At 54.5% G+C, this 20,342-nt stretch carries 18 protein-coding genes and 1 riboswitch; of the genes, 7 read left to right on the top strand and 11 right to left on the bottom strand.

All coding sequences use genetic code 11. The features are described 5' to 3' along the window. Positions 1–1,890: an ABC transporter ATP-binding protein gene (locus B7L15_RS04865; protein WP_085917874.1), complete on the bottom strand. Its 1,890-nt coding sequence runs from the start codon at positions 1,888–1,890 to the stop codon at positions 1–3. Between the two features lie 400 nt (positions 1,891–2,290). Beyond that, positions 2,291–2,461: riboswitch (FMN riboswitch) on the top strand. Positions 2,462–2,558: 97 nt separating this feature from the next. Between B7L15_RS04865 and B7L15_RS04870 the strand changes: the two genes are divergently transcribed. Beyond that, positions 2,559–3,035 carry a 6,7-dimethyl-8-ribityllumazine synthase gene (locus B7L15_RS04870; protein ID WP_085917875.1) on the top strand — a complete coding sequence of 159 codons (477 nt, stop codon included), beginning with the start codon at positions 2,559–2,561 and terminating at the stop codon, positions 3,033–3,035. A 300-nt stretch (positions 3,036–3,335) separates the two neighbouring features. Here B7L15_RS04870 and B7L15_RS04875 read toward each other — a convergent pair whose 3' ends face one another. Next, positions 3,336–4,358, bottom strand: a complete 1,023-nt coding sequence (locus B7L15_RS04875; RefSeq protein ID WP_085917876.1) for a LacI family DNA-binding transcriptional regulator — start codon at positions 4,356–4,358, stop codon at positions 3,336–3,338. Between the two features lie 252 nt (positions 4,359–4,610). On the opposite strand from B7L15_RS04875, the gene B7L15_RS04880 reads away from it, so the two are divergent. From B7L15_RS04880 to B7L15_RS04895, 4 genes are read left to right on the top strand one after another with little or no spacing between them, the layout of a single operon-like run. After that, on the top strand, positions 4,611–5,609 hold the full coding sequence (locus B7L15_RS04880) for a tripartite tricarboxylate transporter substrate binding protein (RefSeq protein WP_085917877.1): 999 nt from the start codon (positions 4,611–4,613) through the stop codon (positions 5,607–5,609). Positions 5,610–5,637: 28 nt separating this feature from the next. Continuing rightward, positions 5,638–6,111: a tripartite tricarboxylate transporter TctB family protein gene (locus tag B7L15_RS04885; RefSeq protein WP_085917878.1), complete on the top strand. Its 474-nt coding sequence runs from the start codon at positions 5,638–5,640 to the stop codon at positions 6,109–6,111. A gap of 4 nt (positions 6,112–6,115) precedes the next feature. Continuing rightward, complete coding sequence (locus B7L15_RS04890) at positions 6,116–7,648, top strand: tripartite tricarboxylate transporter permease (protein WP_085917879.1); 1,533 nt, start codon at positions 6,116–6,118, stop codon at positions 7,646–7,648. Further along, on the top strand, positions 7,645–8,433 hold the full coding sequence (locus B7L15_RS04895) for an HpcH/HpaI aldolase family protein (protein ID WP_085917880.1): 789 nt from the start codon (positions 7,645–7,647) through the stop codon (positions 8,431–8,433). Before B7L15_RS04890 ends, B7L15_RS04895 begins: the two co-directional genes overlap by 4 nt. A 114-nt stretch (positions 8,434–8,547) precedes the next feature. Here the strand turns inward: B7L15_RS04895 and B7L15_RS04900 are convergent, their stop codons facing one another. The 9 genes from B7L15_RS04900 to B7L15_RS04940 all read right to left on the bottom strand — a co-directional run bounded on the left by B7L15_RS04900 (position 8,548) and on the right by B7L15_RS04940 (position 18,793). Continuing rightward, positions 8,548–9,453: a ribokinase gene (locus B7L15_RS04900; RefSeq protein ID WP_085917881.1), complete on the bottom strand. Its 906-nt coding sequence runs from the start codon at positions 9,451–9,453 to the stop codon at positions 8,548–8,550. A gap of 73 nt (positions 9,454–9,526) precedes the next feature. Next, positions 9,527–10,483: a D-ribose ABC transporter substrate-binding protein gene (locus B7L15_RS04905; RefSeq protein ID WP_085917882.1), complete on the bottom strand. Its 957-nt coding sequence runs from the start codon at positions 10,481–10,483 to the stop codon at positions 9,527–9,529. A gap of 78 nt (positions 10,484–10,561) precedes the next feature. Further along, a complete protein-coding gene (locus tag B7L15_RS04910; RefSeq protein WP_085917883.1) occupies positions 10,562–11,662 on the bottom strand; it encodes an ABC transporter permease in 1,101 nt (366 codons plus the stop codon). A 23-nt stretch (positions 11,663–11,685) separates the two neighbouring features. Next, complete coding sequence (locus tag B7L15_RS04915; protein ID WP_085917884.1) at positions 11,686–13,227, bottom strand: sugar ABC transporter ATP-binding protein; 1,542 nt, start codon at positions 13,225–13,227, stop codon at positions 11,686–11,688. A 9-nt stretch (positions 13,228–13,236) separates the two neighbouring features. Continuing rightward, the gene (locus tag B7L15_RS04920) at positions 13,237–13,881 is read right to left on the bottom strand and encodes a DUF2291 family protein (RefSeq protein ID WP_233337363.1); all 645 of its coding nucleotides are present in this window, start codon (positions 13,879–13,881) and stop codon (positions 13,237–13,239) included. Positions 13,882–13,928: 47 nt separating this feature from the next. Then, positions 13,929–15,035: an MDR/zinc-dependent alcohol dehydrogenase-like family protein gene (locus B7L15_RS04925; RefSeq protein ID WP_085917886.1), complete on the bottom strand. Its 1,107-nt coding sequence runs from the start codon at positions 15,033–15,035 to the stop codon at positions 13,929–13,931. A gap of 428 nt (positions 15,036–15,463) precedes the next feature. Continuing rightward, positions 15,464–16,444, bottom strand: a complete 981-nt coding sequence (locus B7L15_RS04930; protein WP_233337362.1) for a sugar-binding transcriptional regulator — start codon at positions 16,442–16,444, stop codon at positions 15,464–15,466. A 38-nt stretch (positions 16,445–16,482) separates the two neighbouring features. Then, positions 16,483–18,213, bottom strand: coding sequence for a dihydroxyacetone kinase family protein (locus tag B7L15_RS04935; protein WP_085917888.1), 1,731 nt, complete (start codon positions 18,211–18,213; stop codon positions 16,483–16,485). Positions 18,214–18,319: 106 nt separating this feature from the next. After that, positions 18,320–18,793, bottom strand: coding sequence for an RpiB/LacA/LacB family sugar-phosphate isomerase (locus B7L15_RS04940; protein WP_085917889.1), 474 nt, complete (start codon positions 18,791–18,793; stop codon positions 18,320–18,322). Between the two features lie 356 nt (positions 18,794–19,149). Between B7L15_RS04940 and tal the strand changes: the two genes are divergently transcribed. Together tal and B7L15_RS04950 are read left to right on the top strand one after the other, a co-directional pair. Beyond that, the gene (gene tal, locus B7L15_RS04945) at positions 19,150–20,097 is read left to right on the top strand and encodes a transaldolase (protein WP_085917890.1); all 948 of its coding nucleotides are present in this window, start codon (positions 19,150–19,152) and stop codon (positions 20,095–20,097) included. Positions 20,098–20,153: 56 nt separating this feature from the next. Next, the coding region (locus tag B7L15_RS04950) for a hypothetical protein (RefSeq protein ID WP_139839350.1) at positions 20,154–20,342 on the top strand (189 nt) is incomplete at its 3' end.

Below are 20,342 nucleotides of genomic sequence, written 5' to 3' on the forward strand. Positions count from 1 at the left end.
TTAACCATTGGGGCTAACAGCATCGACATCAAGGCCGATGAACCCACCCGATTGCCGACGCCAGAGACGCGCATAAATGCCATTCTTTTCCAATAACTGGGCATGCGTGCCACTTTCGACAATCCGCCCCTCATCGACCACGATAAGTCGGTCGAGCATCGCAATGGTGGACAGCCGATGAGCAATCGCAATCACCGTTTTACCTTCCATGAGGGTATCAAGCTGCTCCTGAATGGCGGCTTCCACCTCGGAGTCCAGCGCCGAGGTGGCCTCATCGAGCACCAGAATCGGGGCATTCTTGAGCAGCACCCGGGCAATCGCAATGCGCTGTCGCTGGCCGCCGGACAGCTTGACGCCCCGCTCGCCTACATGGGCGTCCAGCCCACGCCGCCCTTTCGGGTCGACCAGATCATTGATAAAGGTATCCGCATGGGCACGGCATACCGCCTCCCAGACGTCGTCGTCATTGGCATGGGGGCTACCGTAGCGGATGTTATCGCTCAGCGAACGGTGCAGTAACGACGTGTCCTGGGTCACCATGCCGATCTGGTGGCGCAGCGAGGTTTGCGTAACCCCGGCGATGTCTTGCCCATCAATAACAATGCGCCCGCCCTGAAGGTCGTAAAAACGCAGCAGCAGGTTGGCGAGGGTCGACTTACCCGCCCCGGAGCGGCCGATCAGGCCAATCTTCTCACCCGGGGCAATATTCAGACTCAAACCGTCGAACACGGTTCTGTTCTCGCCCTTGGCTTGTTCATAGCCGAAGCGCAGCGCCTCGAAAGCAATCGCTCCATGAGGAACGCTTAGCGCCTGGGCGTTGGGTGTATCACGAACGGTAGGCTCCTGGGCGATGGTGTTCATGCCGTCCTGCACCGTACCGATGTTTTCAAATAGGCCGGCGACTTCCCATAAAATCCAGTCCGACATGAAACGAATCCGCATGACCAGCGCGATGGCAATGGCAAGCACACCCAATGAGATCGCGTCCAGGTACCAGGCACTGATCGCCATCCCCGCTGTGCCCACCAGCAGTGCCGTATTCAGCAGTGTCAGGCACACGCTCATGATGGTGACGAGGCGCATTTGACGGTGCACGGTGCCCATGAAACCTTCCATGGCATCCTTGGCGTAGTCCTGTTCACGCTGGGTGTCGGCAAACAGCTTGATGGTCTGAATATTGCTATAGCTATCCACTACGCGCCCGGTCATCTGGGCACGAGCATCCGCCTGGGCCATGGAAACATCCCTCAGGCGCGGCACGAAAAACCACATGATTGCCAGATAGCCTGCCAACCAGAGCCCCAGCGGCAGCAGCAGCCACGGATCAGCACGGCCCAGTAAAATCGCCGCACCGGTGAAGTACACAATGGCATAGACCAGCAGGTCCATTACCTTGGTGACGGTTTCGCGAATCGCCAGCGCCGTCTGCATGACTTTCTGCGACACCCGCCCGGCAAACTCGTCCTGATAAAACGCCAGGCTCTGGCTGAGCATGTGCCGATGCGATAGCCAGCGGCCAATCATCGGGTAGTTGCCGAAGATACTCTGGTGCGTCACCAATGACTGCGCCAAGACCAACAGCGGCAGGCCAATCAGCACAAGAATCCCTACTCCGGAAAGCCACAGGCCATGCTCGGCCCAGAAGTTCTCCCGCTCCACGTTGCCGAGCCAATCCACCAGCTCGCCCATGTAGCTAAAAAACACCACCTCGGCGGCAGAGACCAGGCCGGTGAACAGCGACATCAGCAGCAACAGCGGCCAAACCGGGCGGGAAAAATGCCATATGAACGCCGCCAGTCCCTTGGGAGGCGTCGTCACGTTGCCTTCGGGATAGGGATCAACGCGCGTTTCAAAGTAACGAAACAATGGCGCGAGCATACGCGAGAGCATGGCGAGTCCTTATGTTACTTGTCAGTCGATGAATTAGTTCGGCAAACATTGCCAGAACGGCCAGCACCAAAAGAACCGCTTAAAAAATTACGCATAGCGTCAGGTACTGCCACATGAGTCCCTCTGGAGGAGGCCAGCAGATTGGCCATCATGGAGCCAAGCCTTCTGGCACGTTTTAAGCCGCTTAGCTCAAAAAAAGTTGCCACCGTCTCAATCATTAACCTGCTAAGCGTCCGCCAGCTTACCACTGATGGCATCGGCTTGGGATGTCGGGAAGCGTCCAGGGCCTGTCGATCTCTATAAACGTCCAATGGGTCTGCCCTCAGCCTTAAATTAATTTTTAAGGCTGCCTCTACACACTCCAGGCAGTCAGCGTATAATGCTTTCCGCCGTTAATGGCGAACTTTCTCAGGGCGGGGTGCAAGTCCCCACCGGTGGTGATGCCGTATCATATCTTGATGCGGACAAGCCCACGAGCGCTCCGCCAAAGGGGGTAACCTAACGGCTGAGGACAGCAGATTCGGTGAGACTCCGGAGCCGACGGTCATAGTCCGGATAAAAGAGAAGGTTTCCTAGTGATATTACCCGTTGCGTTTCAACGCATACGGGTACTGTGCTATTGGATGCCTCATGCCCTGGTTCTGGTAAACAATCCCCATAGGATGACCATGAATCAGACCCAACACTCCTCATCAGTTCGCGTTGCCTTTATCGAAGCGTCTTGGCATCACGATATAGTCACTCAAGCCAGAGAGGCATTCATTGCTCAACTTGCCAGCGAGCATGGCTTTTCCGCTGACCAAGTAGAGATATTCCAAGTTGCAGGGGCTTACGAAATCCCGCTTCAGGCTAAACTACTCGCCAAAACTGGCCGTTATAGCGCCATTGTGGGGGCAGGCTTTGTCATTGATGGCGGCATCTATCGACACGAATTCGTTGCTCAAGCGGTCATCGAAGGCATGATGCAAGCGCAACTGGAAACCGAAATTCCGATCCTTTCCGTTGTCCTGACACCCCACCATTTCCATGAGCACAGCACACATCATGATTTTTTCCATGGCCATTTCCGAGCCAAAGGCAAGGAAGCGGCAGAAGCTTTAGCGATGACTCTGGAAAATCACAAAAGGATCCAAGGGCTAAGGTAAGTCACTAACTAACCTCTGGATACGCTTAGGTAGCGGGCAGCCTAAATGTTTGCTCGCTACCTGAGTCAATCCACAGACGGTTGACGATGACGCTTAAATAGCCGTTCCGGCTCTTTGCTGCAAAGTAATTTAAACCTTTTCAACTCAAGAGGCTGATCCAAAGTGACGCCCTAACGCTAATCACGTGGGCCATGAGTGTAGGTAGTTAGCTCAGGATCGGGTCGATGGGCGCCCATTTAAGGACGTTCGATTATCATCACTGCTATGTTAGCCGTAGTGATGGTCAGGTGAGTGCAAATCTCATGCTGCCGGCCCGGTACTCGCCCGCACAACCAGCTCGGGCGGCACCACCTTTCGAATCGGCGGATATCGCTCCCCCGCCATACGAGAAAGCAACAACTCACTGGCACACTGGCCAATTAGGTCAGTGCGAACCCGCACACTGGTCAATGCGGGTGCCGAGTAGGCAGCCGCCGCCATATCATCGAAACCGGTGACAGAAATATCCACACCTGGTCGCACTCCATGCCGATAGCACGCCGCCAGCACGCCAAAGGCAATAATGTCCGAAAAACACATAATTGCGGTCGGTGGTTCCGGCATCGTAAGCAGCCGCTCTAGCATAGCGTCCCCGAATTCCAGCGTCGTTGGCCCGTGATGAACCGAATCACGTGTAACAGGCAAACCGGCAGCATCCATCTGCTGTCGGAAGGAGCATTCGCGATCTCGGGCAGTGGACGTATCACCGCCACCACCAAACCATGCAAAGCGCCGATGCCCTGCTTCATATAAGTGTTCGAATAAAAGACGAATACCTAGCACATCGTCGTTGATGACTCGATCGAACCCAGTATCAGCGACATCCCTGGAGATCAGCACCAGTGGAAAGTCCTGTAAATGCCTTACCTGAGCCCCATCAAGATCTTCTCGGGTAGTACCGGCGACAGGCACCAGAATCAGCCCCGCGGCACCATGCTCGGCCATCTGACGAATAAAGCGTGCCTGGATCGATGGTGTTTCATGGGCATGGCAGAACAACATCATACGATCCGCCTCACGGAAGCGTGCCTCCATGTGCCCAAGGAATTCAGTGAAAAAAGGGTTGCTCAAATCATTAAGGCATACCGCTACAGTGCCACTATCGCCTCGCCGTAACCCCGCCGCATGCCGGTTATAGACGTAACCCAGCTCCTTCGCAGCCTGTTGTATACGCTCTCGGGTCGCTTGAGAAATTCGCAGATCATCACGCAAAGCCAATGAGACTGCGGAAACGGTAACGCCTACCTGATCGGCGATAGTTTTAAGTGTCGGACGGCTTGCCATATAAAAATCTCAACTCCCATGAGTGATAGGCGCCGGAACGCGCTCTATTTTTTGGAATTATGGATAACATACTCTCATAGCGAACTTTTTAGTGATATCGCAAGCCTTACAAACACGAAACTACAGCACCATAACGACCAAAGTTGTATTTATTCAATCGATTGAACTATGTAGAAAAACAATCATGGAGGCATCCCAAAAACTACCCAAAAACGTCGTCAATATCCCTCGCCACGGCCAGGAGCACGCAGCATGATGAGCACAAATTCGACAACGATAATGACTGTCTCACTGGCCCTATGGGCCTCATTAGCAGCTACCCACGCATCAGCCGATAACCCTGCAACCTGCAGCTGGCAACCCGAGCGTGCCGTCACCTTCGTAGTTCCCTGGGGCACCGGCGGCGGCACAGATGCCAACGCACGTCGGCTGGCCAGCCTGCTCGAGGCAGAAATGGGCGTGCCCTTCAACGTCGTCAACCGTACCGGGGGTAACGGTGTCGTCGGCCATACTACGCTCGCCCGTGGCAAGCCGGACGGCTATACCATCGGCGCCGCCACGGTCGAGATCGATACCATGCACTGGATCGGCCTGACGCCGTTGACGTACCGGGACATCACGCCCATCGCCCTGATCAATCGCAGTTCGCCCGGGGTTCTGGTGCAAGAGGGCTCGCCCTACGACTCGCTCGGGGCCCTGCTCGACGAGGCACGCCAGACCCCAGGTGAGCTGACCGCTTCGGGAACCGCCCAGGGGGGCATCTGGCATCTCGCCCTGGCCGGCATGCTCAAGGCCGAAGGACTGGCCCCCGACGCCATTCGCTGGATCCCCAGCCAGGGGGCCGGGCCGGCACTCAAGGAGTTGATGGCGGGCGGCGTCGATGTCGCCACACCGGCGCTCGCCGAAGCCCGCAACCTGGTCGAACAGGGGGAGCTCAAGGCGCTGGGTTACATGAGCGATACGCCGATGGAGCAGATGCCTGAGGTGCCCCTGACCGCGGAGACCCTGGAGAGCGGCTGGACACTGAGTGCCTTCGTGACGGTCAGCGGTCCCGGCGGTCTGCCGGACGAGATCGCCTGCGCCTACGAGCAGGCGATCGAGACCGCCGTGAACAGCGAGGACTGGGCCGAGTTCAAACGTAGCCGCGGTACCCAGGTGGTGTTCGAGGATCGCCACGAGACCGCCCAAACCCTCGCCGAGGCCGACCGCCAACTGGGCGAAGTCATCGAGGCGATCGGCCTCGCCCAGTGAGCGCGGCGCATCGCTCCCGGAGGTATCCATGTCCCACAATGATCGCTTGTCGGGTAGCCTGCTGGTCCTGTTCGGCGCGCTGGTGCTGTGGCGCGCCTCGACCTTCCCGACCCTGGCCGGGCTGGAGTATGGCCCCGGCCTGTTTCCTGCCATCGCGGCGATCGGCCTGATGGTCTGCGGCGCGGCGATTGGCTTGGGGCCGCGGAGCCGGCGGCCGGCACAGAGCACCCCGACCGAGCCGGCCCGGCCATCGGGCCGGTGGGCGGCGGCACGCCCCCTGGCCCTGCTGGTCGTGGTATGCGGCTACGGCCTGCTGCTCGCCCCCCTGGGCTTTCATATCGCCTCCTTCCTGGCGGTTTTCGCCACGGGCCGGGTATTCGGGCTGCGTGTCACGGGTGCCGCGCTGCTGGCCCTGCCCCTGGTGATCGGCGTGCACCTGCTGTTCTATTCGCTGCTGCGCGTCCCGCTCCCCTGGGGCCTTTTGACGCCACTGGCCTGGTGATTCCATGAGCGCCTCGACCCTTGCCACCCTGTTCAGCCCCGCGTCCCTGGCGGTCATCGCCGCCTGCACGCTCTACGGCACTTTCATCGGCGCCATGCCGGGCCTGACCGCCACCATGGCGGTGGCCCTGCTGGTGCCGTTCACCTACTTCATGGATCCGCTGATCGCGATCAGCGCCATCGTCGCCACCACCACCACGGCGATCTTCGCCGGCGATGTCCCCGGCACCCTGATGCGCATCCCCGGCACGCCCGCCTCCGCGGCTTACGTCGAGGACGCCCACCGGCTTTCCCGCGCCGGACGCTCGCGCTCGACGCTGATGGTGTCGCTGTTCGCCGCCTGCATCGGCGGGCTGGTGGGGGTCGCCCTGCTGGCGCTCATCGCCCCGCAACTGGCCCGTGTCGCGGTGCAGTTTTCCAGCTTCGAAACCTTCTGGCTGGCCTGCCTGGGGCTGAGCTGCGCGGTACTGACCAGCAACTCCAGCGTGGCCAAGAGCTTCGCCAGTCTGTTCATGGGGTTGTTCATCGCCACGATCGGCATCGACGTGGCCGTCGGCCACCCGCGCTTCACCTTCGGCTATTACGAACTGTTCGACGGGATCAGCTTCATACCCGCCATCATCGGCCTGTTTGCCCTCAGCGAGATCCTGCGCAGCGCCCAGGAACGGCGCGGCGAGCAACCCGCCAGCGCTGCCCAGGAACCGTTTGCCCAGGCGCTGCGCGAGGCATGGCGCACGCTGCGTCGCTTCAAGCGCAACATCGCCCGCTCCAGCGTGCTGGGCACTCTGATCGGCGCGCTGCCCGGCGCGGGGGCGGACATCGCCGCGTGGATCTGCTATGCGGTTTCGCGGCGCTTCTCGCGCCATCCCGAACGCTACGGCACGGGCTACATCGAGGGCGTGACCGATGGCGGCAGCGCCAACAACGCCGCCATCGGCGGGGCCTGGACGCCGGCGCTGGTGTTCGGCATCCCCGGCGATAGCGTCACGGCTATTGCCATCGGCATCCTGCTACTCAACGGGATGTCACCTGGGCCGCAGATATTTACCGAGTCGCCGGAACTGGTACATACCCTTTACGGCGCCTTCGCGCTGAGCAATCTCGCCATGATCCCCGCAGGCCTGCTGGTGATCATGATTTCCAGCCAGGTGGTGCGTATCCCGCGCCGGGTGCTGATGCCCATTGTGCTGCTGTTTTCGCTGGTGGGGGCCTATGCCATCACCAACTCGGTGATAGCCATCTGGACAGTGCTGGCGTTGGGCATCCTGGGCTACGCCATGGAGGCCAATGGTTTTCCACTAGCCCCCGCCATACTGGGTATCGTCCTCGGCAAAATTGTCGAGGAAAACTTCATGACCTCAATGATGAAGGCCCAGGGCGACTTGCTGACCTTCTTCGATCGTCCCTGGGCGGCAGCACTAGGCGCACTCACTCTACTCCTCTGGGCGTTGCTGCTAACCCGCGGCATCTATGAGAGTGTTCAGCGCCGCCGCCATCCTGATCTCTCTAACTCTTCGGAAACGGAAACCTATTCATGAGCCATCGCAACCGCACCAAACTCGCCCTGCAGCAGGGCCGAACCATCAGCGCCCTATGGCTGGAAAGCGCCAGCCCCGAACTGGCCGAAGTGGCCGTCTGGGCCGGCTGGAAGACCATCCTGATCGACAACGAGCACGGCGTATCGAGCCTCGAACATACCTCGCACCTGGTCCGCGCCATCGAAGCCGCTGGTGGCGAGGCGGTCCTGCGCATCCCCGCCAACGATCCGGCCTATCTGAAGAAGGTCCTCGACATGGGCGTGCGCTCGATCATGGTGCCGATGGTCAACAGCGCCGAGCAGGCCCGCGCCGTCGTCGATGCTTGCCGCTACCCTCCCCAGGGTCAGCGCGGTTATGCGGCGCCGATCGTGCGCGCCTCGGGCTACGGTGCCTTCGGCGACTATGCCCGTCAGGCCAACGACGACCTGCTGTTGATCGCTCAGATCGAGCATGTCGATGCGGCCGACAACGTCGAGGCGATCGCCGGCGTCGAGGGCATCGATATGCTGTTTATTGGCCCCAACGACCTAGCGGGTTCAATGGGCTTACTCGAACAGCTCGAGGCACCTGAGGTACGCCGCCTGATTGAGGGTCTGGAGCGCCGCATCGGCAATAGCGGGCGCTGGATGGGCACCATCACCGGGCCCGGTCGCGATATCGCCACTTTGAAAAATAGCGGCTACCGTTTCGTGGCAGGTCCCAACGATATCGCCTTGTTCGCCAGCACCCTGCGCCACGAGGCGGCGCTATGGCGTGAGCAGTCCGCTGATTTTGGAGTATCCTGATTCGGATATGGCTCTTAGTGAACCGGCCTGGCCGGGGCGTAATTGCCACCGGCCGCCTCAAGATTCAAAGATAGAGCAGCTAAGGAAGTTCTTAAAAACAGTCGCCGCCACAAGCTATAGTGCTTCTTGTTGACACATCAACCTATCAACTTCTTCTGCCATCGGAATACTACTGGCCGCACCCCGCCTTTGAACCGCAAGCGCCGCAGCTGCTGTTGCCCTTTGTAGGCACTGCGGTGGCTCAAGACCCGCCTGTCGGGCCGCCAGGAAGTAGCCGACAAAGGTATCACCCGCTGCCGTTGTATCGATGGCCTGTACCTTTAAGGCCGGTTGAAAATAAGCCTCACTGTTGTACTGATACCAGGCCCCCTCACCGCCAAGCGTAAGAACCACCTCGACACTTCCCAGCGTTTCATTAAAACGTCTTAGCAAATCGGAAGCACTCGACTCTAATGGCATTTCCAATAAAGTGGCGGCCTCTGTACGGTTAAAGAATAGTAACTTACATTGGTCCAGAGGCAGCGACGATACCCCCGAGGTCATTGGCGCAGGATTAAATACCACTTTGCAACCATGGCTCACTGCCAATGGAATCAGCTGATCAAGCCCATTGCACTCGTTCTGGATAAGCATTGTGTCACCAGGCGTTGTTTGCGCAACAAGCGCCTTCATGCGTTCCGGTGTAAAGCCATGGTTAGCGCCTGAAAATAAAAGAATAGCGTTTTCACCACGTGCATCAATTTGAATAATCGCATGCCCACTCGGCTCAGCGGTCAATTCGACATCTTGCACACCGACACCCGCAGACTCCAACTCAGGCACCACCCAGGCGTCTACTGATGAAACGCGCCCCCAGTGACTGACCGCTCCCTTGGCACGCGCTATCGCCAATGATTGATTGACGCCTTTCCCCCCCAAACCAACACTGTATTCATTACTTTCCAACGTTTCACCAGGGCGAACAAAATAGGCAACACGATATGTATGATCAATATTTATGGAACCAAAGTTAAATATCATTGACTCTTCCTCTCAACAAAAAAGCCAGCCAGCATCAACGCTGACTGGCCTCGAAGAAAGACTATCTTTCGATTTATCCCTCTAATACAAAAGGGGATGTGTAATTATCAACGCTATCCGGCGTGATGAGGACACAGTCGTACAGTTGCTTTTCACTATCCAGACCGGTTTCTCCGGTATTGATATAGCGATCGGCAATTCTCACTGACTCTTCAGCAAAAACAGCTACCGGCTGTAGGACAGTATAGGCCAATTCACCCGCACGAACCGCATCAACCGCATCAGGCGAACCATCAAATCCACCAACCAATACATCATCAAGCAAACCCTCTTGCTTCAGGGCGACAATAGCACCTAAGGCCATTTCGTCGTTACCACTGATCACGCCCTTAATATCAGGATGGGAGCGCAACATGCTCTGCATTTTATTGCGACCTTCCGTACGATCCCAATTAGCGATATCAGAGGCCACAAGGTTAAGGTCTGGGTACTGGCTTAGCACTGTCTCGTAGCCATTGGATCTTGTCGCGGCATTATTATCAGAAGGCGGGCCCTGTAACTCGATATAAGAGCCTTCACCACCCAATTGCATTGCCCACTGTTGCGCCCCTAACGCAGCCCCTTGTGCATTATTGGATACAAGTTGTGCCTTGGCCAATCCTTGCTGATTAATCTCGGCATTAATAATAAACACGGGGATTCCTGCATCAACAGCTCTTCGCACAGCGCCAATAGAACCATCCGCATTTGCAGGGTCTAGAATAATCGCTTTAGCGCCATTGGTAATCGCCGTATCGACTTGATTACTTTCAGTGTTGGTATCACCGACATGAGAGCTTACATTTGCTTCATAGCCCAACTCCTCTGCCGTTTGTTCAGCAATCGTTCCTTCCGTTTGCCAATAAGGGTTTGACATATCATTGACAATGATAGATATGAGCCCCTTTTCCTGAGCTGCTATAGCACCGCTAAAGAGCATAGAGGCACTGGCCAGTGCTGTAAAAATTACTTTCTTGCTTTTGGGAAGCATGTTCATCACCTCGTCGTTATGATTGTTAGCTCTTGGTTATACAGACCCAATCAGGTCACACTTCTAAACAAGGCTACGTCAAGTAGCGCTTGCACTAGAACTTTCTTTTTTAGTTTCTATCTTTTCTTTATCAGCTTTTTTCGAGGGCTTTTTGTTAGCACTGTACTGCACATTATTCAGCATGACAGCGAAGACAATAACGCTGCCCGTGAAGACCATCTGCCAATAAGCAGACACGCCGATGATGACCAGCCCATCGGCGAGAAAACCAATGACAAAGGCGCCCAATAAAGTATTACGAATCGTGCCACGCCCACCCATAAGCGAGGCGCCGCCAATCACAACGGCCGCAATCGCGGTCAGCTCGTAGGTTGTGCCTGCTGTAGGCCCAGCAGAGGTCAACTGCGAGGCAAGCACAATACCAGCGATGGCGGCACATACCCCGGAAATAATATAGACAGATAGCTTCACTCTATTTACCGGCACCCCGGATAGCTCTGCAGCTCGTGCGTTTCCGCCCGTAGAGTAGACCCACCGACCAAAAGGAGTGCGGCTAAGCGCCAACATGCAAATCATGGCAACGCTGAAAAGGATCAAGATGCCCACGGGAATACCGAGCAGTTTATTAAAACCAAGCCACTCAAACCCTGTATTACCCAGCGCAGGATCACCACTTAAACTATTGAAAGTTAAACCATCCGTCAGCAACAGGGCGGCCCCGCGTGCAACATACAACATACCCAGCGTGGCCACGAAAGCTGGCACCTTGAAATAGGCAACGAGCACACCGTTGATAGCCCCGACTACCCCGCCTAGTAAGCAAGTAAGCACCACAACGACCCACACTGAAGGGAAGAAAGCCAAGTCAAGCGCTTCAATTTCAACCCCTTCAAGTAGCATTCCCGCGAACACGCCGCTAAGAGCCAGTGTAGAGCCAACCGATAAATCGATACCACCGGTCAGAATGACAAATAGCATGCCTACACCTAGTAGCCCAAAAACAGCCACGTGTGAGGACATGGTTAAAAAGTTACCCGTCGAGAAGTAAACCGGCGAAAGGATGGAGAAGACGATGATGATCGCAAGTAAAGCAAAAAAAGCTCTTCCTTCGAGCAAAATCTTAACGAAGTCAATGCGCTTTTTTTCTGCTTGTACGCCATTGTTATTATGATGAGACATGGTTAAACACCTATTTTTAATAATTACGCAGCAACTGATTCACCGGAAGCAGCCATAATTTCATCTTTCGATACGCCAGGACCGAATTCAGCAGTGATTCGCCCCTTGCTCATCACCAGCACCCTATGCGGTATACTCAAGCATTCACTGACTTCAGACGTTGTGAAAACCACCGCCAAACCTTGTCGCGCTCCCTGGCTCAATAATTTGAACACTTCAGCCTTGGCGCCTACATCAATGCCACGGCTTGGTTCATCTAGCATGATGACGTCAGGATCAGTCGCCAACATTTTGCCGATCACCACCTTTTGCTGATTGCCGCCGGACAATGAACCGATGCCAGCTTCGCCACCGTCTGTCTTGATGCGCACCTTATCAATTGCTGAACCGATCATTCCTGCCTCCAGGCTGGATGACGTCAGACCTTTGTGAGTAAATGCACGGATACTGGCTAGCGACAGATTCCTGCCAACTGACAGGGTGGGAACCAATCCATCACGCTGACGATCCTCAGGCACCAGTACCAGCCCTCTCTCTATTCGTTGTGCAATGTTGTAATGCGAGACATCATGTGAGTTGAGCAAAACATCTCCCTGGGACTGTCGGGTTCGCCCTGCCACACACTCCAGTAACTCCGTTCTGCCAGCACCCATCAGCCCGTAAATGCAGATAATCTCGCCTGCCTTCACGTCCAGCGAAAAGTCCTCGACCACATAACGACCTGCGACTTTATCGTCGCTTACATACAGATTCTGAATAGATAGCGCGCTGGCACCCAGCTCGTACCCTGTTGGCGGTGAACCAAGATCAAAACTCTCTCCCACCATATGCCTCACAATCCACTGCAGGTCGATGTCACAGCGCGGAGCATAAGCCGTCATCACACCATCGCGCAGCACAACGGCATGATCGGTAATCTGTAATGCTTCTTCCAAATGGTGGGAAATATAAACAATCGACACGCCCTTGCTCTTGAGGTCCTTGACGATTTTGAAAAGCGTTTCTACTTCCGTCGCACTCAAGGCAGAGGTCGGCTCATCCATAATCAAAATCCGTGAGTTCTTGGACAGTGCTCTAGCGATTTCAACGATTTGCTGCTGCCCCACGCGCAGGTCTTCGACCAGAGTGAGCGGGTGGATGGGTTCATCAAGCTCCGCCATTAGCAGCTCAGCCTGGCGCGCTTCTTCTTTATAGTCGACACTACCCCCTCCTTTAGTCAGCTCGCGACCCATAAAAATGTTGTCACGCACATTAAGGTTAGGGGCCAGGCTCAACTCCTGATGAATAATGGCAATCCCCAAGGCTTCGGCATCCGACGGCGAAGAAAAGCTGACACTTTCTCCTTCCAAAACAATTTCGCCACTCGTCTGAGTAATGACGCCAGACAAGATTTTCATCAGCGTCGACTTACCCGCTCCATTTTCGCCAAAAAGCGTTGTCACCTGCCCCCGATATATATCGAAGTTCACGTCCTTGAGGGCTTGCACGGCACCGAAACGCTTTTCAATATTGCGTGCAGAAAGAATTACCGGAGCTACTTCCACTGTTGATGTATCGATACTCATAGACGATCCTCACTCAATGATCGCTATACTCACGGGAGTAATTAGCCAGTTTTTGGGATTTATCATGGTGAAGGAGCCGACGACCTCTAACGTTTTTCCAGTTAAATCTTGCCCGGAAATATCCGCAAGCGCTTGGCGCTTCATTTCATCATTGAGTGCTGCACCGACATCCTGGTATTCGATCTGATTGGTGAAGTCACCAAATTGAATATTGCCGGTTGTATCTCTCAGCGTTGTGCCATTAATAGCTGGGCCAGTTTGTACACGAATGGCGATATCTGAAGGCACATCGGCAACATCAAGGGTGTAAGTGCCCCCCTGTCCCTCTACAGCAACGCCTGATAAAGAGACCGGTACAATATGACCGATGCTTGCGGCCACGCCGTATTTACCACCTGCCGCGCCAGCATCCTGGAGCACTTCCGGCGCCAATACCGATGCATCTACGGCATTATTCTCGACATACGCCTGAATCTCAGGAAAGGTTTCCTTAGCAAATTGCTGTGGTGAAAAACCCGCCTCGCTCTCAAGCTCCGTAAGACTAATGACTTTGGTATCAAACGCCATGAGTGCGAATAGCACTAAAATTAAAGCAGCTGTCACATAGACGCTTATACGCTTACCACCGGGCACCGAATTTAATGTCGCCGACATAACCACTCCGGTTATCATTGTATTTATAAATAAAAAGCTTTCGTAACCTACTGATCGCCAGGTATAAGCACAACCTTTAACGCGTCAGGATCATTGCGCATCATATCCAACCCTTGGTGGAATTTATTCAACGGAAGTTTATGTGTAACAACATGATTCGTTGGAAAATCACCATTCCCGATACCTTCAATCACAAGCGGATAGCAATAAGGGCCTAGATGCGCACCTAATATATCCAGTTCTTTACGATCACTGATAATGCTCCAATCGACAGTCACAGGCTCTTTGAATACGCTGAATTCGACGAAACGACCAAGTTTACGAATCATATAGAGACCTTGCTCTACTGACTTAACGGCACCAGTAGCCTCAATATAGATATCGCAGCCGTAGCCTTCTGTTATGCTTTTCACGTAGTCAACAACATCGACGTCAGCAGGATTCAAAACGATGTCGGCACCAAATTGTTTGGCAAGTTCTAAACGCTTATTATTGAGATCCAGAACGACCAGTTTCGAAGGCCCGGATTTTTTGATCGCGCCGATCATTCCTAGCCCTAGCGTTCCCGCTCCGGAGAGGACAACCACGTCACCCAGCTCAACCTGCGCACGCTTTACCGCGTGTAACGAACACGCATAGGGTTCAATAAGAACCGCTTTTTCCATCGGAATCTCATCGGGCAGCTTGTGATTAATCGCCTCTTTGGGGAAGACCATATAATCGGCCATCCCCCCGTTCACGTTATGCTGAAACCCATAGACATCGTGCTTTTCGCACATCCAGTACTGCCCACGGTTACAGAAACGACACTCCCAACAAGGCACAATTTGCTCAGAAATAACGCGGTCGCCGATCTCCAGGTTCTTAACCCCCTCACCCAAAGCCATCACGTGACCAATAAACTCATGACCTGGAATCATCGGTGCCTTGATGTAGGCGGGCTGAGTCTCATCGCCCCAAAAGCTGGGGGCGCCTTCGTAGGCCTTGAGGTCGCCTGCGCAGATCCCGCATGCTTCGACCTTAATCAGCACTTCACCTTCTCCCACCTCGGGCACGTCCACCTCTTCAAGGCGATAATCACCAGGCGCGTAGGCGACCACGGCTTGCATGGTCAGTGGTAGTTCAGCGTGATTGTTGTTATCAGCGTTATGCATTGCTCACTCCTAATGCTTCTCGTGTTGTCTTTCTGCACTGGCGTTACAAAAGTTCCTAACGTGTACATATGAATTAACTACCTTAAGCGTAGCCGAGTCAATTCATAATGATGTCTTTTATTATTATACTTTAGGATCATCTCGCAAGCCGCTGATAATAATAATTAATTTATATTTTTGGAATTATTTGCCATAAAAAAGAAGTGAAGGTAAGTGGTAGACGACATTCTATATGATCGATGATTGTTCAAATGTTCACATAGAGATTGCTATCGACAAGCACCACTTACAAGCATCTCTCCGCGAAGGGCCGGTATACTTCACGGCGAACAAATGAATGCGGGAAAGAATCTAGAAGGAAAACAAGCAGGCTTCCGAGCTCGGCCGGTCATATTTAAGCCTGCAAGCTGTCGGGCAATGGCCATACATCACGCGCGCACTTCGCTCTGAGTCGCCTCATCAAGCCGCAGTATAGTGTGCGCATTGGTGACACTAGTCGCCAAAGTATCGATAACCCCGGTACGTAGCGCACCTAGAATACCAACCGCTTTGGTATTCTCGCTGGCGATAGCGATAACATCTGGAATGCGCGTGAGATCCTGGATATTGAGGCCTACCACACGCCCCTGCATCTGCGTCGCCGAAGGCTGCCCATGGATATCGATAAAGTCATAACCCATCATATCGCCCACTGTCCCGGAGAGCCGTGCTTCAGCAATTTCCTGGGCGGAAAACCACCCCATACGCACCATATTACTGTCTTCACTCACGTCGCCGACACCAATCAACGCCGTATCCGCGCGCCGGGCGCGATCCAATGTCTGACGCACGGTGGAATTTTCATACAGCGCATCCCTTACCTCACCGCTCTGCACCAGCGCTGGGGCATAAAGGGTCTCACTATCCCCGCCAAATCGACTCGCCAAACGCCGACAAATATGATCGGGGTTCATATGCTCCCCCGCACGCAACGAGCCACCAATCGCGCATACAAAAGAAACATTTAACGACTCTGCCAGGAAAACATTATCGGCCACGGCGGCGACGTTACGCCCCATACCCACGGCGACGATCTGGCCGTCATTCAAACTACGTGAAAGATGATCGGCCACCAGACTCGCTACACCTGAGCGCTGCACATCAGGATCAGCGTTATCCAACGCAATCAGCGCTCGCTTCAGACCAAAGCGTCGCTTTAGTTCCTGCTCAATCTCTATGCTAACGGAACGATGTAAGCGCACCCGAACATCCACAATCCCCTCTGCCTGTGCGCGCTTGAGCAGCCGGCCTATTCGCACTCGCGAATGCCCAAGTCGGTTAGCAATAGCTTCTTGCGTCTCCCCTTGCACATAGTAGAGCGTTGCAATCTCTGTCATTAAGTCAATGTCAGCAGCGTCTTGACCATTCATCCTCGGCATCCAGGGGTTGTTGAAAGGCATGTATCATGTCAGCTTGCCTGACACTTTTTCAATACAGGAATCAGCGCCTGAATAATCAGCGCCAATGAAACCGAACCGGCATCAGGCGTACCCAAGCTTTTTTCAGCCAATGGACGCGCGCGCCCAACCCGGGGGGTAAGTTTCGCGGTGGCCTCAGCCGCTTCACTCGCCACACGTGCAGCATATTCCCAGCAAGCTAATGCTCCCCGACCATTCTCAGCCTCCTGCGATAGCGCATCGGCAAAAGGTACCAACACATCGACCAGGGTCTTATCGCCCACCGCTGCCTTGCCGAATGCCATTACCTGCTGACGGGCCCCAAAAACGCCAGCAGCGAGACGCTGACTTGAAAGGGGCTTCTCATTACCAAGCGACTCCCCTATCGCTTTTAAGATAACCCGCCAGATAGCACCAGAGGTGCCACCCGCCTTATCCGACCAGCGCTGACCAGCCCAGTGGAGCACTGTCTCCGCACCGGCTCCTCCATCCAAAGCTTCTCTGGCCGCTTCAAGCGCAGACTGACTGCCGCGCTGCATACCAATACCGTGATCGCCATCGCCCGCCACCGCATCAATCTGACCCAACATTTCGCAATTTTCATCGACGGTACTGGCGAGCACTCCAAGTGCTTCCACAACACCGGTGGCTAATTGTCGCGAAGCATCGCTAGCCTCGGGAATTTCATCTTGAGTAACCACCTCAACTTCTGCCGGATCCAGCGTCTGCGCTGGCGTCACACTGCCTTTTCGATAGCCCGGCGCATCCGCCGCAGCGGTCCATAACGGCTCCATATTCTTATCAAGCCAGAACAGCGTCAGCGAAACCCCGGCCATATCAAGACTGGTCACCAGCTCGCCCACATCCGGCTCTACGATGATAAGACCGGCCTCCTGCAGCAATTCGTCGACTTTACGATAAATAACGAACAGCTCTTCATACTTGACGGTGCCCAAACCATTGAGTATTGGCGCCACCCTCGCCCCTTTGATGCTGATACCTTCTGGGACTTCTTCCAACAACCGGTCGACAAGAACCCTGGCCAACCCGTCCGCGGAAGGGATATCGGTCTCACTAATGCCCGGCTCACCGTGAATTCCCAGCCCGATCGCCATTCTTCCTTTGGGGACATGAAAGAGCGAATCAGCTGCCCCAGGTAACGTGCACCCCTCAAATGCCACACCAAAAGAACGTGTACAGCGATTTGCCTCCTTCGCCACTCGAACCACTTCTTCCAGTGATGATCCCTTTTCTGCGGCAGCGGAGGCAGCTTTAAAGACGGTTAAATCCCCTGCGATACCTCGGCGCTTATCGAATTCGTCCAAGGGTGCGCTCGCCACATCATCCGTCACTAATACGATTTCACAGGCAATACCTTCAGCGATTAAACGCTCACGCGCCTCACCAAAATGCAGTACATCGCCCGCATAATTACCAAAGGAAAGCAGTACACCACCGCCGTTGTTAGCGGCTTTGGCGACAGAATAAACTTGTTGTGCAGAAGGCGAGCAAAACAGGTTACCCATGACGGCGCCGTGTGCTAATCCTTGCCCGACCAATCCCGCGAAGGTTGGGTAGTGGCCACTGCCACCTCCGATGACAACCGCGACAGTATCCGGCTGACTACGCGTACTGCGCACAACACCTCCCGGCACCGCCATCAGCTTGTCACGATTGGCAGCTACCAAGCCTAACCGGGCTTCTTCAGGGAAATCATTCGGGTCGTTAAATAGGCGTGTCATTGTTATATCCTCCGAAGCGAGCACAGACCGTGTTATCACAGCTTGCTTGGCGTTGTTGTTACTATGTGGTTATAAATCAGTGTCGGCGAATGCCAGCGACTTATGCTTACCGGGCACTCATCCGAGACTCATACTCTGCAATCCTGGCTATTTTTAATTCAGATGGCCCACCTGAAAACGTACTGCCCAAAAAGGTCGATACAATCGACTTAGCGAGTTCGTGCCCGACCACCCTCCCCCCTAATGTGACGATCTGTGCATCATTGCTGGTTCTGGCCTTACCAGCCGAATAGGTATCATGTGCCTGTGCAGCGCGGATGCCGGGTACCTTATTGGCAGAAATAGCCACCCCGATTCCCGTCCCACATACCAGCACGGCCCGATCGAAGCGACCCTCCTTAATCGCCGTGGCCACCTCAAAGGCAACATCGGGATACAGCACCGGTTCTGCATTAAAAGTACCAAAATCCTCGACTTCATAGCCTAGCTCACGGACATGGCCAATGAGAATTTCTTTCAGCTCGTAAGCCGCCTCATCACCGCCAATCGCGACTTTAAGAGAATGTGTCACATTGGGCATTCATGCTCTCCCTTCCAGAAAATAGAAACGTGAACGACTGACAGTGATAAGCACCACTTCACAGCTACCAATCGTCTACTGACGCTATTCAATTTATCACCTGCCTATCATTTGTAAACACATTGATCATAAGATCATGGCTTTCTAAGTACGGAAGGAAGGACGGTTAAATGGCAAAAAATACGCAAACAACTGTTTTTAAATGAAAACAAAACAAACACCGCTGACAAAACAAAGAGTTATACTTTTGTTTGATAGCTGTAACACGGGTGCTCCTAGCGACTGGATTTGACTAAATCGCCAAAAATGATCAATCATTTGATCGGATACCGTTCATTTTTTAAGGAGAGTCGACTATGTCGCTTCTGGATGGATTACGCGAACACTCACTGGTCGTGGCCGACACGGGCGACCTGGATGCCATAAAGCGCTATCAACCACAGGACGCCACCACTAACCCCTCTTTGATACTCAAGGCCTTCGAGCTGCCTCGTTATCAAGAGATGATCGATAGAGTGCTCGCTGAATCACGTCGTGATGAGAACGACCCGAGCCGAATAGTTGACCAGCTTTCAGTGGCGATCGGCGGGCAAATTGCCAACGTGATACCTGGACGAATATCAACAGAGGTGTCCGCACACCTTTCTTTTGATTCCCAAGCCAGTATCCGCAAGGCCTACGAACTGATTGAGCGCTACGAGAAACTAGGGATTAACCGCAACCGCGTGCTGATCAAGCTTGCGTCTACCTGGGAAGGGATCCGTGCGGCTGAGCAACTCGAGCGCGAGGGGATCAACTGCAACTTGACGCTCTTGTTCAGCGATGCTCAGGCGCAGGCCTGCTTTGATGCAGGGGTATATCTGATCTCGCCCTTCGTTGGCCGCGTTAGCGATTGGTACCAAAAGGCGACAGGTAAGCAGTTCACGCCAGAAGACGATCCTGGCGTGCTATTCGTAAAAGGGATTTGCGAGAGGGCTGACGCTGGTCGTTACGACACAGTCGTTATGGGGGCAAGTTTCCGTACCATCGATCAGGTCCTGACGTTGGCGGGCTGCCATCGCCTGACCATTTCTCCCGCACTGCTAGAGCAGCTTGATAGCATGGTGGGAGAAGTGGCCTCCAACATCCAATCACAATCTGTCACCCACGAACCATCCACACCGCTATCAGAAGCAGCGTTTCGTTGGCAGCATAACCAAGATGCCATGGCCAACGAGATGCTGGCTGACGGGATCCGCCGTTTCGCCTGCGACCAACAGACATTAGAGTCGCTGATCACGCAACGCTTGGCTGCTCGCGCCTAACGACAAGCTATCCAATATAACAAGCTACTCAATATAACAACCAAGGTACCACTGATATGAATAACCGTTTTGAGCTGGCCAATGCCATTCGCGCCCTTTCCATGGATGCCGTCCAGAAGGCCAAGTCCGGCCATCCGGGCGCGCCCATGGGGATGGCGGATATTGCCGAAGTGCTGTGGAATGACCACCTCAAGCACAACCCCGAAGACCCGAAATGGGCCGATCGTGATCGGTTCGTGCTGTCC

The sequence above is a fragment of the Halomonas sp. CSM-2 genome, assembly GCF_002119345.1.
Lineage (GTDB): Bacteria > Pseudomonadota > Gammaproteobacteria > Pseudomonadales > Halomonadaceae > Vreelandella > Vreelandella janggokensis.

Coding starts and splice junctions, on each gene's coding strand:
- B7L15_RS04865 (WP_085917874.1), bottom strand. CDS start 1,890: ATGCTCTCGCGTATGCTCGCGCCATTGTTTCGTTACTTTGAAACGCGC.
- B7L15_RS04870 (WP_085917875.1), top strand. CDS start 2,559: ATGAATCAGACCCAACACTCCTCATCAGTTCGCGTTGCCTTTATCGAA.
- B7L15_RS04875 (WP_085917876.1), bottom strand. CDS start 4,358: ATGGCAAGCCGTCCGACACTTAAAACTATCGCCGATCAGGTAGGCGTT.
- B7L15_RS04880 (WP_085917877.1), top strand. CDS start 4,611: ATGATGAGCACAAATTCGACAACGATAATGACTGTCTCACTGGCCCTA.
- B7L15_RS04885 (WP_085917878.1), top strand. CDS start 5,638: ATGTCCCACAATGATCGCTTGTCGGGTAGCCTGCTGGTCCTGTTCGGC.
- B7L15_RS04890 (WP_085917879.1), top strand. CDS start 6,116: ATGAGCGCCTCGACCCTTGCCACCCTGTTCAGCCCCGCGTCCCTGGCG.
- B7L15_RS04895 (WP_085917880.1), top strand. CDS start 7,645: ATGAGCCATCGCAACCGCACCAAACTCGCCCTGCAGCAGGGCCGAACC.
- B7L15_RS04900 (WP_085917881.1), bottom strand. CDS start 9,453: ATGATATTTAACTTTGGTTCCATAAATATTGATCATACATATCGTGTT.
- B7L15_RS04905 (WP_085917882.1), bottom strand. CDS start 10,483: ATGCTTCCCAAAAGCAAGAAAGTAATTTTTACAGCACTGGCCAGTGCC.
- B7L15_RS04910 (WP_085917883.1), bottom strand. CDS start 11,662: ATGTCTCATCATAATAACAATGGCGTACAAGCAGAAAAAAAGCGCATT.
- B7L15_RS04915 (WP_085917884.1), bottom strand. CDS start 13,227: ATGAGTATCGATACATCAACAGTGGAAGTAGCTCCGGTAATTCTTTCT.
- B7L15_RS04920 (WP_233337363.1), bottom strand. CDS start 13,881: ATGTCGGCGACATTAAATTCGGTGCCCGGTGGTAAGCGTATAAGCGTC.
- B7L15_RS04925 (WP_085917886.1), bottom strand. CDS start 15,035: ATGCATAACGCTGATAACAACAATCACGCTGAACTACCACTGACCATG.
- B7L15_RS04930 (WP_233337362.1), bottom strand. CDS start 16,444: ATGAATGGTCAAGACGCTGCTGACATTGACTTAATGACAGAGATTGCA.
- B7L15_RS04935 (WP_085917888.1), bottom strand. CDS start 18,213: ATGACACGCCTATTTAACGACCCGAATGATTTCCCTGAAGAAGCCCGG.
- B7L15_RS04940 (WP_085917889.1), bottom strand. CDS start 18,793: ATGCCCAATGTGACACATTCTCTTAAAGTCGCGATTGGCGGTGATGAG.
- tal (WP_085917890.1), top strand. CDS start 19,150: ATGTCGCTTCTGGATGGATTACGCGAACACTCACTGGTCGTGGCCGAC.